Here is a 14,241-nt window from a genome sequence, read left to right as displayed (position 1 = left end):
ACCCGAGTCACGCGCGCAGTTTCTGGCGCCCGGGCTTTTCGACGTAACGATACAGAAGCGCAGACCCGATTAACGCGCTGACAAGCGCCAGGCTGGCCAGTCCCAGCTGCATCCAGAGGGGCGTATCCGCAAGCGACGCATGAAAAACAACGGCGCTGCCATGGCGCAAATACCGCAATAGCAGGTTATGCAGCAGGTAAAACGAGTAGCTGATATCCCCGCCAAAGACAATGGCTGCCGCAGTGAAGAGACGAAGAGAAACGCCTTGTCGCTCGCCACAAGCCAACACGCTGATAAGCAACGAAGAAGGCAGCATCAGGCATAGATAATAATACGGCGTCAGGTGAAACGCTTCCAGCCACAGGGGAGCTAGCGCGAGAATGCCAGCCAGCACGGTAATCCATACGCGCAACCCGATCACGCGATTCGCGCCGGGCAAGGATTTTCCACGCAGGAAGAAAGCCCCTGCCAGCATCCCGCAGAAAAACTCCGGCACGCGATTAATAAAAAAGCGATCACTCGCCCAGAAGCCGCCATGGCCAAGCATCTGAAGCGCGACGACGCCTCCCGTAACCAAGACCATAGACGCCCCGAGTTTCCAGCCCGGACGCAGCCATGCCAGTAACAGCGGGAACAGAACATAAAAAGCCGCCTCTACGCCCACGCTCCAGCCCACGTCATTGAGACGACCACAGGTCTGCGGCGAAAGACAATGCGTCAGCGTCGCGTTTGCGCCCAGCGTCCAGAGCATTTGCCCTCGATAGGGCGAGAAAAACTCGATAGGAATCGCTAAGAGTCCCGTGGCGATAAAAGCAGGATAAATCCGCGCCAGACGCGCGACGTAGAAACGTTTGAGGCCAGCGCCTTCGGCGAAACTATCGTGATAGCGGATCAGCAAAACAAAGCCGCTCAACACGTAGAACAGCGACACGCCTAAATGGCCTATTCCTGCAAAAAGAAGACGGGCAGGCCCTTCAACGCCAAAATACCCGAAGTGATACATGTGGGAGAAAAAGACCGAAAAAGCCGCATAAAACCGCAACCCGGTAAGGCTTTGGATGTTTTTCGCCGCGTGGCCCGCCGCCGACCCCGCCAGGGCCAGCGCGCCTGACGATTGCGATGCAATTTGCGGCCGGGCGTTCAAAAGCGCTCTCGCCCCCACTCGACTCGTTAAATTAAACGCTCACGAACCGCCATTGTAACGAAAAGCGCTTTCACCGAGGCCCCCTGGATAGGGGAGAATCGGATTTATGGCCGCCATTGCCCCCTCCAGATTCGCTGCGATCCCGACTCAGAGCGTACGGGAAAGCGCAAGTGAGGCGAAAGTTGCGGACCCTGCGGCGAAAGCGGCGAATCGGCAAGCAGCGCCTGAGTGCAGCGTTCGGCATCGCGATGGGTAATGAAACAGGCCTCGGGTTGCGCGTATTCCACTCCCCGCGTCGCCTCGGCGTTCACGTGACGAAACGTGATGTCGGCTGGCGTTTCGAGCCCTGAGAATGGAAGTGAACTGAAAAAGGCTCTCATCGGGGACGGCTCCTATGATGGGATACGACTAGTTTCAGAGTAGAGCTATCTACGACAACCGTCATTAATCTGGAGATGGAAGTCGCCATGGCCAAAGGGTGTATCTTCTGCGCTGAACGCTGCCAAATACGTTAAAGCGGCGTCAACAGGCGCGAGCCACGACGCAAAATGCGGCGCAGCGCCTTGTCAAGGGATTGCGGGCCTGCTATCGTGTTCAGACGAAGGCCAATAGAAAGCGTTTGCCCTATGTCCCTCATCGTCCAGAAATTTGGCGGCAGTTCAGTCGCCGACGTTGACAAGATCCGTCGCGTGGCGCGCATTGTCGCGGACGCTTACGATCAAGGCGATCAGGTAGTCGCCGTGGTCTCTGCGATGGGCAAGACCACCGACGGGCTGGTTGCGCTGGCGTCTCAGGTCATGGAGCATCCGTGCGGGCGCGATTACGATGCGCTGCTGGCGACCGGCGAGATGGTGACCACAGCCCTTCTGGCGGTGACCCTTAACGCGATGGGCTACAAGGCGGTCGGCCTCAATGGGGGACAAGCCGGTATCCGCACCGAAGACCTGTTTAACCGCGCGCGCATTGTCGAGATCGAAACCGGGGAAATGCGACGCCTGTTGGACGACGGCGTGATTGTAATTGTGACTGGCTTTCAAGGCATTGACAGCGCGGGTAACATCACCACCCTAGGGCGCGGCGGATCGGATACGTCCGCAGTCGCCCTTGCCGGGGCGCTCAACGCTGATCGTTGCGATATTTATACCGACGTTCGCGGGGTTTTCTCGACGGATCCGCGCATTGTGCCTCACGCCGTCAAGCAGGATCGCATGGCCTATGTCGAAATGCTCGAGCTGGCGCGCGTCGGAGCCAAAGTGCTGCATCCGCGTTCGGTGGAGACGGCGCGCAAGTTTAACGTCAAACTGTTCGTACGCAGCACGTTTGACTTGGATGATCCCGGAACAATGGTGCTAGGAGTGGACCCGATGGAACTGGAACGACCTGTGGCAGGCATTGCGTGTGATGAGAATCAGGCCCGCCTGGCGCTGACCGGCGTGCCGGACCGCCCGGGCGTGGCGGCCGACGTCTTTGGCAAGCTTGCCGCGCGCAACGTCAGCGTGGATATGATTATTCAATCGCTGCCCAGCCATGATGGCCCCGGCGGCGAACATACCAACGATATTGCCTTTACAGTTGGCGTCAGTGACCTGCCGGTCGCCAGTCAGACGCTGGAAGAGGTCAAGGCGCAGCTCGGCGCGCGCGCCGTCCTGACCGATCCCGACGTGGCGAAAGTCAGCATCGTTGGCGCGGGGATGGTGGATCGGCCCGGCATTGCGGCGGATATGTTCAAGTCGTTGGCCGCTGCCAGCATTAACATCAAGATGATCACCACCAGCGAGATCAAAATCAGTTGTCTGGTCGCCAAATCTGACGCCAAGCGCGCCGTGCAGGAGATTCACCATATATTTTTCCCGCAGTCGGAAGCCTCGGCCGAAGTGCTGGTCAATCAGAAGCTGGGATACTAAGTCCGTTTGATTCCATCGCAACAGCAGGCCAACGCATGGGCGCTGATCGCCGCCGGCGGAACCGGCAGCCGGTTTTCCGCCGAAAGCGATAAACTGTTTGCCTTGCTGGCGGGCGAAGCGGTTCTGAGCCGAACGCTGAAAGCCTTGCTCGCGGCTCGTCGCATTGAGGGCGTCGTCATCGCCGCGCGGCCACAGCGGCATACGGCTATTCAGGCGTTGCTGGATGCGATCGCAAGCGTCAAGCCGGTCATCATCACCCCAGGCGGCGACACCCGGCGAGAGTCCGTTTTGAATGCGTTACGCGCCTTGCCGCCCGCAGCGACAATTGTTGCGGTGCATGACGCCGCGCGCCCGCTGATTCGCCCGGCCCGAATTGATGCGGCCATTGAATCCCTGCAAACGCGTCAGGTACAGGGCGTTGTCGTCGCAATAGACGTCAGTGACACGCTCAAACGCGTCACATCGGGCAGCGGCGTCATCGACGCCACGGTCGAGCGGGCTTGCTTATGGCGCGCGCAAACGCCTCAGGTTTTTCGTCGCGCGGCATTAATGGCCGCTCATCAGGAAGTGCCGCGCGACTGCGCCGTGACGGACGACGCCCAGTTGCTTGAATTGGCCGGCATTGGCCCGGTGATCGTGGCGCAGGGAGAGGCCGATAACGTGAAAATCACCTCGCCAGACGACTTGCGTCTGGCCGAGGCGCTGCTGCTGTTGGATAATGCGGCGGTTGAACGTGGAGATTCATCGCGATGATTGTCTGCCTGAACGGCGTATTGCTGGAAGCTGTGGAAAGCCCGCAAGGGGCCTCAGTGGTGGTGGACGTCAACGGCGTCGGGTACGCTGCGCAGACGACGTCTCGCGTCGTGCGCCAATGCCCGGCGGCGGGCGAGCGCGTGTTTCTGTATACCGCCATGATCGTACGTGAAGACGCCATGTCGCTGGTCGGATTTTTACGGCGCGATGAGCGCGATCTGTTTAATATCCTGCAATCTGCTAGCGGCGTGGGCGTTCGCGTGGCGCTCTCATTGCTCGGAGATATCGGCGTCAGCGACATTGCTCAGGCGGTCATTGCCGAAGATCACCGTCCGCTGACCGCCGCCAAAGGCGTAGGACCCAAGCTCGCGCAAAAAATGACGTTAGAGCTAAAAGAAAAAATGCGTCTCTGGCGCGAGATTGCGCCGATAACGCATCCTGGGGAAGCTATGGGGGTGGGCCGTTTGCCCGACACCGAGGCGTGTCGCGACGCACAAGCCGTCTTGCTGTCGTTGGGATACGACGGCGAAGAAATTCGGCGCAGCCTGAACGCCATTTATGAAGCCTCTGAAGGGCACGCCGCGCCGAGCTCGTCTGAAGCCTTGCTACGAGACGCGCTGCGTTGGCTGGCGCGCGCCTGAAACAGCGCTATTGGCATAAGTGCGCTTAAAACAGCTTGCGCTGAACGGGATCCGCTTCGAACAAGTCTCCAACGCCGCAATCCAGCGCATCGCAGAGGCGATCCATGTTGTCGTAACTGGGTTGCGTACGGCCACTGGCCCACGAGTACACCGTCTGCTGGGGGAGAGAAAGCTCTTTCGCCAGTCGGTACAGGCTCCAGTCTTTTTTCGTTTTGGCGACTTCCTTGATCTTAATTTTCACCGCGAACGGCCTCTCTGCAAAAAATACCCAACATAAGATGTAACTCATATAGAGTATACACCATTTGTTTGTGGATTAGCTCTGACGTCTGGAACTTGCTATCATCGGCGCATGAGTCTTTCTGTTGAGCAGGACACCATTGCCGCGATCGCCACGCCGCGCGGTCAGGGCGCGATCGCCATTATTCGCCTTAGCGGACCGCAGGCCTGGGGCATCGCGCGACGCGTCGCCCTCATCAAGCCGCGCACGCCCAGAGCGGGACGCGCTTACGTAGGCTGGGCTATCGATCCGGCTCGGCCAGATGCGCCGCCGCTGGACGAGGTATTAATCCTGCTATTTTCGGCCCCCAAAAGCGCTACAGGAGAAGATATCGCGGAAATCCACTGCCATGGGGGCGACTATCTCGCCGCCAAACTGTTGGACTGCTGCCTGAGGGCAGGCGCGCGGGCCGCGCAACGCGGGGAATTCTCTAAACGGGCGTTTCTCAACGGACGGATGGATCTCAGTCAGGCCGAATCCATTCTGGATTTAATAACGGCGCGCGGCGATCGCATGCTGGGCGCGGCCTGCCATAATCTTAAAACCCGCGCGCTCGCCCAGGCGATTGAAGCGCTCAGCGCCCCGCTGATTCGCATCCAGGCCGAGCTGACCGCCTGCGCGGATTTTCCTGACGAAGCGCCAGAGCCTGATCGCCGAGAGCTAGCCAACGCCTTGGGCGCTCTACAGTCGCAAGCCAGAGCGCTGGCCGCCGGCGCCGATCGCGCGCGCCTGATTCGCGAGGGGTTTTCTGCGGCGATTCTCGGGAAGCCCAATGCGGGGAAGTCGTCGCTGTTTAACGCCTTGCTGGCCCGCGAACGCGCCATTGTCACGGCAACGCCCGGCGCCACGCGCGACGCCTTGCGCGAAGAGATGGCAATTGAGGGCGTCACCGTCACGTTGATTGACACCGCAGGCATCCGCGACAGCGACGACCCTGTGGAAACCATTGGCATTGCGCGAAGCTGGCAGGCTGCCGATGACGCACAGGCCGCCTTATATCTCTATGACGCCACACAAGGCCTCAGCCCGGAAGATGCGGCGATTTTGCAACGTCTGGAAGCGGCAGGCGCTCCGGTATTACGCATCGCCAGCCAATGCGACCGCCTTGACGCGCGCGCGTTGCAGGCATTGCCCGACGATTCGCTGCCTGTCTCTTCTCAGAGCGGGCGCGGACTCTCAGATATTGTCGAGTGGCTGGGACGCCAGGCAAACGCGCTTTGTGGCGAAGCCCAGCAAGACGCCCTGGCGCTCAATGATCGGCAACTCTCGCGTCTGGGGCATTATCTCGAAGCCGTCAGCGAGGCGCTGGAGACGGTTTCTCGTGAAGACCTGCCCCTCGATCTGGCCACTGTACCCATTACCAGCGCCTTACGGGAACTTGACGCCCTGTTGGGGCGCGATACAACAGAAGCCGTAATCACCGAAACGTTTTCGCGCTTTTGCGTCGGCAAGTGAAGGTTTAGAAAGCGCTTAGCAGCCTAAGAAATGGGGAAATCGTTATGCCAGCCGCTTTTTTACTCGATGATAAAACGTTCGCCCTTGAAACGGCGCGTTTACCCGCACCCTGGCAACTGGCCGCGAAAGATAGCGGCGCGAAAGGCAATGCCCTCATCGCGCGGTTCTCTCTGGATTCGTACGCTTGCGGGCTTTCGGCTGTCGCGCAGATTGGCGCGCAGGCCGAAGCGAGCGATCATCATCCCGAACTGACGCTTGTCTGGGGGGCGCTGACCGTGCGCTACGCCACGCACAGCGCCAACGGCATCACCGCCCTGGACATCGCAGCGGCGCTTCAAACCTCGCAGATCATGGCGGCAATTCACGCATGAAGACCGCGCCACCCGTGAATACAGCCCTCTGGGAAGGCGCCCAGCGCGATGAAGCGCTGACCTTGCTGCAAACGCACTGGGGATACGACGCCTTTTTGCCGTTTCAGGAAGAAGCCATCGCGGCCATTCTGGATGGCGCGGATTCGCTGGTGATTTTGCCCACAGGCGGCGGCAAGTCATTGTGTTATCAACTGCCCATTCTCATGATGCGCGGCATGGCGCTGGTAATTTCACCGCTGGTATCGCTGATGAAAGATCAGGTCGACGCGCTCTGCTCCCTGGGGATTCCCGCAGCATGTCTTCACAGCGGCCTGGGCGATGACGAGCGGCGGTCGGTTTTCTCAGAACTGTATGCCGGGCATTTGAAGCTGCTCTATGTCGCGCCCGAGCGGCTGGGGCTGGATTCTCTATTAGGCGCGCTGGCCCAGCGTGAAATCGCCTATATCGTCGTCGACGAGGCGCACTGCGTCAGTCAGTGGGGCCACGATTTCCGTCCTGCGTATCGCGCATTGGGAGCCCTGCGCGAGCGTTTTAGCCTTGCGCCGGTCCATGCCTTCACGGCCACAGCGACGCAGGCCGTCCGCGAGGATATCATGGAGTCGCTGGGCCTGCGCTCACCGCGTCTGCTGGTGGGCGATTTCGAGCGCGCCAATTTGTTTTACCGCGTGCGTCATCGCGATCAGCCGTCGCGTCAAGTAGCGGAGATTCTGGAGCGACATCGCGGGGAAGCGGGCATTTTATATTGCATCAGCCGCCGCGAAGTGGACGACTGGGCGCAGCGCCTCAAGCAACAGGGGTTTCGGGCGCTGGCGTATCATGCGGGCCTGACCGATGAGGCGCGCGCGCGTCATCAGGATAGTTTTCTGTCCGAAAAAACCGACATTATGGTGGCAACCGTCGCCTTCGGGATGGGGATCGATCGCCCGAACATCCGCTTTGTGATTCATACCGGCATGCCCAAGTCCATTGAACATTACCAGCAAGAGGCCGGACGCGCCGGACGCGACCGTCTCCCGGCGGAATGCGCGCTGCTGTTTGGCGCCTCTGACGCAGCGCGTTGGCGGCAGATGCTGGGCGAGCCTCAAAGCGAGTCTGATCATCATGCGCTGGCCAAGCTTTCGGAGATGGCGCGCTATTGCCAGGGCCTGAAGTGTCGACACAAGTCGCTGGTAGAATACTTCGGCCAGCCGTTTCTGAAAGAGAATTGCGGTCATTGCGACGTGTGCCTGGGCGAATACCAATCCATGGCCGACGCCGTTACCGTCAGTCGACAGATTTTATCGGCAGTCGCGCGCCTTCAGCAGCGATTTGGGGCGTATCATGTCGCGCAAACGCTCAAGGGGGCCAACACCGAAAAAATCCGCCTTCAAGGGCATGATCGTTTAAGCGTGTATGGCCTGCTTCAGGCGTATGCGGCCAATCAGATCGGGGTCTGGATTGATCAACTGACCGATCAGGGGTTTCTGTATAAAGAGCCGGTTTACGGCGTTGTTCAACTGACGGCCTCCGGCGCGCTCCTGCTCAAGGGCGAAAGCAAAGACGTCTGGCTGACGCAGCCGCCGCCCAAAGAACAGCGCGCATCTAAACGACGCGGCGAAAAATCCACGTCCAGACCGGCGCAGGGCGACGATGGGTTGTTTGAAGCGCTGCGCGTCTTGCGGCGCGAACTGGCGGCCAAACGAAACGTCCCGCCCTATGTGATTTTCAGCGATGTGACGCTGCGCGAGATGGCGGCGCGCCAGCCCAGGAGTCTGGCGGATTTTTGGGGCGTCAAAGGCGTGGGCAAAAGCAAGCTGCACGACCTGTGCCCATCGTTTCTGGCTTGTATTCAGGACTACGTCTCGCGCAAATAAGCCGGCGTCAGTCGATGTGCTCGTTATCCTTGAGATAATCGCGCACCAGATTGAGCGAGGCCTGCACAATGCGCGTGATACGCGAACTCGACAAGCCGACCATCGTGGCAATATCCTTAACCTGCATATTGCGATAAAAGCGGTATTCCATGATGGTGCGCTCTTTGGGCGGCAGCGCTTCGATGGCCTTTTTAATGGCGCGGCCCAACTCGGTGATTTCAAGACGTTCTTCCGGCGTGGCGGCGTCGTCCTTGATGAAGTCGTAACTGGATTCCCCATCAGCGCCTTCTGAGATGCCCTCAATGGAGAGAATCGTCTCGTAGATGGCCTCGCGCACCTGCTCAGGCCCTGCGCTGAATCCCTCTTCATCTTCGGAAGCCGCGCCGCTGGCTGAGGCAGAGCCGGGCTTGCCCGCGCCTTCTTCGTCGACGGTCTGGGTATGCTTGAGCGTGTACCACTTGTAACGCGTGCGCAACTCATTGCGAATGGCCCAGCGAATGGCGGTCGCCAAATAAGAGGTGTTGAGTTTGTCGGCGTCCTCGACGCTTTTACCGCGCATCAACGCCTGAATGGCAATGGCGCCGATATTGACCAGTTCCTCATAATCCACCATATGAGAGGGAATACGCCGGTACTCTACCTTGGCGACCCTCTCTACAAGCGGAATATACTGATTAATCGTGGCGCGAGCGCTTTTTTTGCGGGGCGGCGGATTCACAAAGGCGGGTTCCATCATGTGCGTCTAAAATCTGCTTCACACTATCCAGAAAGGGGTCAGGCTCGGCCATCCTCGGGGGAAGCGGCGGGAATTTCCTTGCCGGTGATGCGCCAGGCGTACAGGAGAATCTCAGCGACGGCCTGATAAATATCGGGAGGCACTTCCTGATCAACGTCCGCCACGCGGTACAGGGCGCGGGCCACAGTCGCGTTTTCGATGACAGGGACGCCGTTGGCCTTTGCAATCTCCTTGATCCGTTCGGCGAAGAGTTCCGTTCCTTTTGCCACAACCTGCGGCGCTTCCATTGTATCAGCATTATAGCGAATCGCCACCGCTACATGGATGGGATTGGTAACAACGGCGTCGGCGGTGGGAACGGCTTCCAGCATACTTTGCTGCATCATTTGCATCCGGCGCTGGCGAATGGCGTGTTTGATCATCGGATCGCCTTCGGTGTTCTTGAATTCGTCTTTCAGTTCTTTAAAAGACATCTTCTGGTCTTTCATGAACTTCCAGCGCTGGAAAAGAAAATCCGCGCCGCCAATCGCAAAAAACGCGATTCCGGCCAGAATGACGAATTTCATCAGCAAGCTGCCTAAAATTCCAAGCAGCGAAAAGATATTTTCGGTCGCGCCCGCTGTCAGCAACTCGTTGAGCTTTTCTTTGAAGACCATCCAGCCCACGACGCCCAGAATCGTAATTTTGAGGATGTTTTTGACGAGTTCCACCAGCGTCCGCATCGAGAAGATGTTCTTGAAGCCCTTAATGGGATTGAGTTTGTCGAACTTCGGCATAATCGCCTTGGTGGCCACCAGCGGGCCTACCTGCATAAAATCCATAAAAACGGCGACAATCACGCCCACCAGCAGAAAGGGCCCCACCAGCACCAGCAGGGCCTTGATCGAAATGACCGACAGATACTGCCAGCCGGTTTTCTCGATAGACGCGTTGGGAATCTGATCGAACACCAGTACGAACATGCCCGCGATTTCGCGCCAGATGATAGGGGCCATCACAAACAGCAGCAAAAACATCGCCACCAGAAACACCGCTGTGGACATGTCTTTGCTTTTAAAGACCTGACCTTCGTCGCGAGCTTTTTTCAGCTTTTGCGGGGTGGCCTCAAACTGCTTGTCCTCATCGGCCAGGACTCAGGCCCTCCAGTCAATCTGCGCAGGCATCGGGGCTGCCGGCGCGCGCCTCAACAGACGCGGGGCGCGTAGCCGACCTTTTGATTATACTGAGAGCACGCGCAAACCGCCGTATCCATCAAGCCAACGCCCGGCAGAAGTTCTGGGGCGAAGCCCTGAATCGCTCGCCTCTACAGGAAATCGCGTGACAAATGGAAGCGATTTGCGTAGAGTAAGCGGAGGGGTTTTTGCCAATACCCCGCTTTACTTGCAGGAGTTTCTTGCGTGTCGCGCCCGTTTCATGTCGCCTCTTTTCGACGTCGTCGCCGTATTTTCGGCGAGGGCAAGGCTTAACGCCGCCGCAAGCGAATTTTCCGACAGCCGCCCCCTCGCCTCTCTTCGACAAGACTCCGTAGGCCAGGGGGTTTTGCGTATCAGTCCTTACGAACCTTACGAATTTTCAGGCCCCAACCCATCGAGACGCCTCGACCCATGACATGCCCCCCATCCGCTGCTGCAAACCCCGAACGCGTTCAGGCGCTCATCGAAGCGTTGCCGTATATTCGCCGCTTTTCCGGCAAAACCGTCGTCGTCAAGTTCGGCGGTAGCCTGCTGGAAGACGCCGCCATCCAGCAAACGGTGATTCAGGACATCGCCATGCTCAAGCTGGTCGGCATTGAGCCGGTACTGGTCCATGGCGGGGGCCCTGCCATGACGTCGCTCCTGACCCAGCTCCAGAAAGAAAGTACGTTTGTCCAGGGATACCGGGTCACGGACGCCGAAACCCTCGCCGTGGCGGAAATGGTCTTGTCCGGCAAGATCAACAAATCGCTGGTCGCCGCTCTGCATCAGCAGGGCATGCGCGCCGTCGGCCTTTCGGGGCAGGACGGAGCGATGATCACCGTCAAAAAGCGCCATATCGAAGGCGTCGACATGGGCTTTGAAGGCGAAGTCACCGCCGTTGACGTGGCGCTGGCCAGAACGCTGATGGGGCATGACTTCATCCCGGTGATTTCGCCGATTGGCATTGATACGGATGGTCAGGCCTATAACCTCAATGGCGACGCTGTTGCCGTGGCGCTGGCCGTGGCCTTGCAGGCGGAAAAACTGATTTTTCTGACCGATGTGTGTGGCGTCCTGCGCGACTTGGCTGACGCGGGCTCGCGCATCTCGCGTCTGCGCGCCGAACAGGCCCCCGAATTTATTGACAGCGGGGTGATTCACGGCGGCATGATTCCCAAGGTCAACAGTTGCGTCGAAGCCGTCACCCAGGGCGTCGGCTCGGTGCATATTCTGGATGGCCGCATTACGCACGCCATTCTGTTAGAGATTTTCACGGATCAAGGACTGGGCACGATGGTGACGCCCTAGCGTGATATCGCTCCCGCCCGATTGGCAGCCCCCTTCGCCCTTTAAATAACAGGAGATCGCCCCATGACTTCGCCTTCGCCCGCAGACGCCCCGCAAAAAGTCGTACTGGCCTATTCTGGCGGACTGGACACGACGGTAATTATTCCGTGGCTGCGCGAGCATTATGATTGCCCTGTTATCGCCGTCTGCGTTGATGTGGGGATGGACGGCGAGCTGGACGGGCTGGAAGAACGCGCCCTGCAATCCGGCGCGGCGAAATTTTACTTACAGGAAGCGCGCGAAGAGTTCATTACTGATTACATTTATCCGTGCCTGCGCGCGGGCGCCGTTTACGAAGGCGAATACCTGCTCGGAACGGCCATGGCAAGGCCCCTCATCTCTAAAAAACTGGTGGAGATTGCCCAGCAGGAGCAAGCCGATACCATTTGCCACGGCGCCACCGGCAAAGGCAACGATCAGGTACGCTTCGAACTGTCCATCAAGGCGTTGGCCCCGGAGTTAAAAATCATCGCGCCATGGCGTCTGTGGGACATCCGCTCGCGCGAGGATGCGCTGGATTATCTCGAAGCGCGCGGCATCGCGGCGCCCATGAAAAAATCCGACAGTTACAGCCGCGACCGGAATTTGTTTCACCTGAGTCATGAAGGACTGGATCTGGAAAATCCGGACGCCATGCCTCATTACGACCAACTGCTTCAGATTGGGGTCAGCCCGATGCGCGCCCCTGAAGAATCCGTGACGCTGGCCCTGACCTTTGACAAAGGGGTCCCAACAGCCCTGAATGGAGAAGCGCTTTCACCCACCGCGCTGATGGCCGAACTCAACCGAATCGGCGGCGCACACGGCGTCGGGATTACGGATATGGTGGAAAATCGCGTGGTCGGCCTGAAGGCGCGCGGCGTTTACGAGAATCCAGGCGGCGCAATTCTCCATGCGGCTCACGATATGCTGGAACGCCTTTGCCTGGACCGCAAGACGCTGAGCCTCAAACGCACGCTGTCTATCCAGTACGCCGATCTGGTGTATAGCGGCGAGTGGTTTACGCCGCTGCGCGAATCGCTGGACGCCTTTGTAGACGCAACGCAACGCACCGTCAGCGGACGGGTTAAAGTCATGCTGTACAAAGGGAATATTATTCCGGCGGGCGTTTCGTCGCCTTACTCGCTGTACGATGCCGAGCTGGCCAGTTTTGCAACCGGCGAGTTGTACCGTCACAGCGACGCCGAGGGCTTTATCACCCTCAGCGGCCTGCCCCTTAAAGTCCGCGCCCAGATGCTCGCCAAAGCCGCCAGCCTCTCGCACGAGGCGCAGTGAGGCCGTGAAACTCTGGCAAGGACGGCAAAGCGGCGAAGGCACGCCGCAGTTGGAAGCCCTCAACAACTCAATCGGCTTCGATCAACGGCTCTGGCGCGAGGACATCCGCGGCAGCGTGGCGCATGCCCGCATGTTGGGGCGTCAGCGAATTCTGACAGAAGCAGAAGCGCTGGCCCTCACAGACGGGCTTCTGGCCATTGAGCGCGACATCGACGCCGGTCGACTGACGATTGATCCGCGCGCCGAGGATATTCACACGTTTATGGAGCAGGAATTGACGCGCCGTTTGGGCGACCTCGGCAAGAAGCTACACACGGGGCGCAGTCGTAATGATCAAGTTGCGCTGGATCTACGGCTGCATCTGCGAAACGCGATTGACGCGCTTTCTGTCCAAGCGCAGGCGCTACAATCGGCGTTGGAAGCTCAGGCCGAGGCGCATCGCCAGAGCGCAATGCCCGGTTACACGCACTTGCAACGCGCCCAACCGGTGACGCTGGCGCGGCATTTGATGGCCTATCACGCCATGTTGGCGCGCGACTGCGGCCGTCTGGCCGACTGCCGCAAGCGCCTGAACGTCTCGCCGTTAGGAGCGGGAGCGCTGGCGGGTTCATCGTTTCCGCTGGATCGGGCCTTCGTCGCTCAGGAACTGGGCTTTGACGGCGTGATCGACAACACGTTGGACGCCGTATCGGATCGCGATTTTGTGATCGAGCTGGCCGCCGCCCTCAGCATCCTTATGATGCATCTGAGTCGGCTGTGCGAAGAACTGGTGTTGTGGAGCAGTCAGGAGTTCGGCTTTATCGCGATGGCCGACGCCTACGCCACCGGCTCCAGCATGATGCCGCAGAAGAAGAACCCGGACGCCGCCGAATTGGTGCGCGGCAAAACGGGTCGCGTCTATGGCGCTTTAATGACGCTGCTGACCGTTATGAAGGCTCTGCCGCTGGCCTATAACAAGGATATGCAGGAAGACAAGGAAGCGATTTTCGACGCCCTCGATACCGCATTTCTGAGTCTGGCCGCCGTGCGCGGCATGATTGAGACAATGACCCCTCGCGTCGAGCGGATGCGCGAGGCTCTCGCCGACGGCTTTGTGATGGCCACAGCCCTGGCCGATTACCTGACGCGCAAGGGCCTGCCGTTTCGCGACGCCTACGCCATCACCGGGCGGATCGTGCGGCATTGCGCGGAGACCGGCGAGCGCTTTGAAACCCTGACGCTTGCCGCCTATCAGCAGTTTTGTCCACAGATAGACGCCGACGTGTATGAGTCGGTCCGTCTCGACGCATCCGCCCTGACGGGATAAC

15 protein-coding genes are annotated in these 14,241 nt (G+C 59.3%); 10 read left to right on the top strand and 5 right to left on the bottom strand.

Annotated features, from left to right (window positions below; translation table 11 throughout):
- Positions 1 to 7: 7 nt before the first annotated feature.
- Positions 8 to 1,144 carry an acyltransferase gene (locus IPK79_08815; GenBank protein MBK8190534.1) on the bottom strand — a complete coding sequence of 379 codons (1,137 nt, stop codon included), beginning with the start codon at positions 1,142 to 1,144 and terminating at the stop codon, positions 8 to 10.
- 104 nt (positions 1,145 to 1,248) lie between these two features.
- A complete protein-coding gene (locus IPK79_08810) occupies positions 1,249 to 1,524 on the bottom strand; it encodes a hypothetical protein (protein ID MBK8190533.1) in 276 nt (91 codons plus the stop codon).
- A 246-nt stretch (positions 1,525 to 1,770) separates the two neighbouring features.
- On the opposite strand from IPK79_08810, the gene IPK79_08805 reads away from it, so the two are divergent.
- Genes IPK79_08805 through ruvA form a run of 3 tightly spaced genes read left to right on the top strand, consistent with a single transcriptional unit; the run spans position 1,771 to position 4,442 of the window.
- Positions 1,771 to 3,048: an aspartate kinase gene (locus IPK79_08805; protein ID MBK8190532.1), complete on the top strand. Its 1,278-nt coding sequence runs from the start codon at positions 1,771 to 1,773 to the stop codon at positions 3,046 to 3,048.
- 6 nt (positions 3,049 to 3,054) lie between these two features.
- The gene (gene ispD, locus IPK79_08800) at positions 3,055 to 3,801 is read left to right on the top strand and encodes a 2-C-methyl-D-erythritol 4-phosphate cytidylyltransferase (protein ID MBK8190531.1); all 747 of its coding nucleotides are present in this window, start codon (positions 3,055 to 3,057) and stop codon (positions 3,799 to 3,801) included.
- Entirely contained in the window at positions 3,798 to 4,442 is a 645-nt protein-coding gene (ruvA, locus tag IPK79_08795; GenBank protein MBK8190530.1) for a Holliday junction branch migration protein RuvA, read from the top strand. Before ispD ends, ruvA begins: the two co-directional genes overlap by 4 nt.
- Before the next feature lie 25 nt (positions 4,443 to 4,467).
- Here the strand turns inward: ruvA and IPK79_08790 are convergent, their stop codons facing one another.
- On the bottom strand, positions 4,468 to 4,683 hold the full coding sequence (locus tag IPK79_08790) for a helix-turn-helix transcriptional regulator (protein ID MBK8190529.1): 216 nt from the start codon (positions 4,681 to 4,683) through the stop codon (positions 4,468 to 4,470).
- A 111-nt stretch (positions 4,684 to 4,794) separates the two neighbouring features.
- Here IPK79_08790 and mnmE point away from each other — a divergent pair, with 111 nt between their 5' ends.
- The 3 genes from mnmE to recQ are packed head-to-tail and all read left to right on the top strand — an operon-like array spanning position 4,795 to position 8,401.
- Entirely contained in the window at positions 4,795 to 6,177 is a 1,383-nt protein-coding gene (mnmE, locus tag IPK79_08785) for a tRNA uridine-5-carboxymethylaminomethyl(34) synthesis GTPase MnmE (GenBank protein ID MBK8190528.1), read from the top strand.
- A gap of 44 nt (positions 6,178 to 6,221) precedes the next feature.
- Positions 6,222 to 6,548, top strand: coding sequence for a 4a-hydroxytetrahydrobiopterin dehydratase (locus tag IPK79_08780; GenBank protein ID MBK8190527.1), 327 nt, complete (start codon positions 6,222 to 6,224; stop codon positions 6,546 to 6,548).
- A gap of 14 nt (positions 6,549 to 6,562) precedes the next feature.
- Entirely contained in the window at positions 6,563 to 8,401 is a 1,839-nt protein-coding gene (recQ, locus tag IPK79_08775; protein ID MBK8190526.1) for a DNA helicase RecQ, read from the top strand.
- A gap of 7 nt (positions 8,402 to 8,408) precedes the next feature.
- Here the strand turns inward: recQ and IPK79_08770 are convergent, their stop codons facing one another.
- Both IPK79_08770 and flhB read right to left on the bottom strand, forming a co-directional pair.
- Positions 8,409 to 9,137 (bottom strand): sigma-70 family RNA polymerase sigma factor, encoded by a 729-nt coding sequence (locus IPK79_08770; GenBank protein MBK8190525.1) that lies wholly within the window; start codon positions 9,135 to 9,137, stop codon positions 8,409 to 8,411.
- 38 nt (positions 9,138 to 9,175) lie between these two features.
- Positions 9,176 to 10,267, bottom strand: a complete 1,092-nt coding sequence (gene flhB / locus IPK79_08765) for a flagellar biosynthesis protein FlhB (protein ID MBK8190524.1) — start codon at positions 10,265 to 10,267, stop codon at positions 9,176 to 9,178.
- Positions 10,268 to 10,350: 83 nt separating this feature from the next.
- Between flhB and IPK79_08760 the strand changes: the two genes are divergently transcribed.
- From IPK79_08760 to argH, 4 genes are all read left to right on the top strand, one after another.
- Positions 10,351 to 10,458, top strand: a complete 108-nt coding sequence (locus tag IPK79_08760; protein ID MBK8190523.1) for a hypothetical protein — start codon at positions 10,351 to 10,353, stop codon at positions 10,456 to 10,458.
- A 283-nt stretch (positions 10,459 to 10,741) separates the two neighbouring features.
- Complete coding sequence (gene argB, locus IPK79_08755; protein MBK8190522.1) at positions 10,742 to 11,620, top strand: acetylglutamate kinase; 879 nt, start codon at positions 10,742 to 10,744, stop codon at positions 11,618 to 11,620.
- Between the two features lie 63 nt (positions 11,621 to 11,683).
- On the top strand, positions 11,684 to 12,934 hold the full coding sequence (locus tag IPK79_08750) for an argininosuccinate synthase (GenBank protein ID MBK8190521.1): 1,251 nt from the start codon (positions 11,684 to 11,686) through the stop codon (positions 12,932 to 12,934).
- Between the two features lie 4 nt (positions 12,935 to 12,938).
- Positions 12,939 to 14,240, top strand: a complete 1,302-nt coding sequence (gene argH, locus IPK79_08745; GenBank protein MBK8190520.1) for an argininosuccinate lyase — start codon at positions 12,939 to 12,941, stop codon at positions 14,238 to 14,240.
- The last annotated feature ends 1 nt before the right edge of the window (position 14,241 follow it).

This window comes from Vampirovibrionales bacterium (genome assembly GCA_016712355.1).
GTDB lineage: Bacteria > Cyanobacteriota > Vampirovibrionia > Vampirovibrionales > Vampirovibrionaceae > JADJRF01.
Note: the sequence above shows the minus strand (reverse complement) of the source record. Positions and strands in the feature narration are given on the sequence as shown.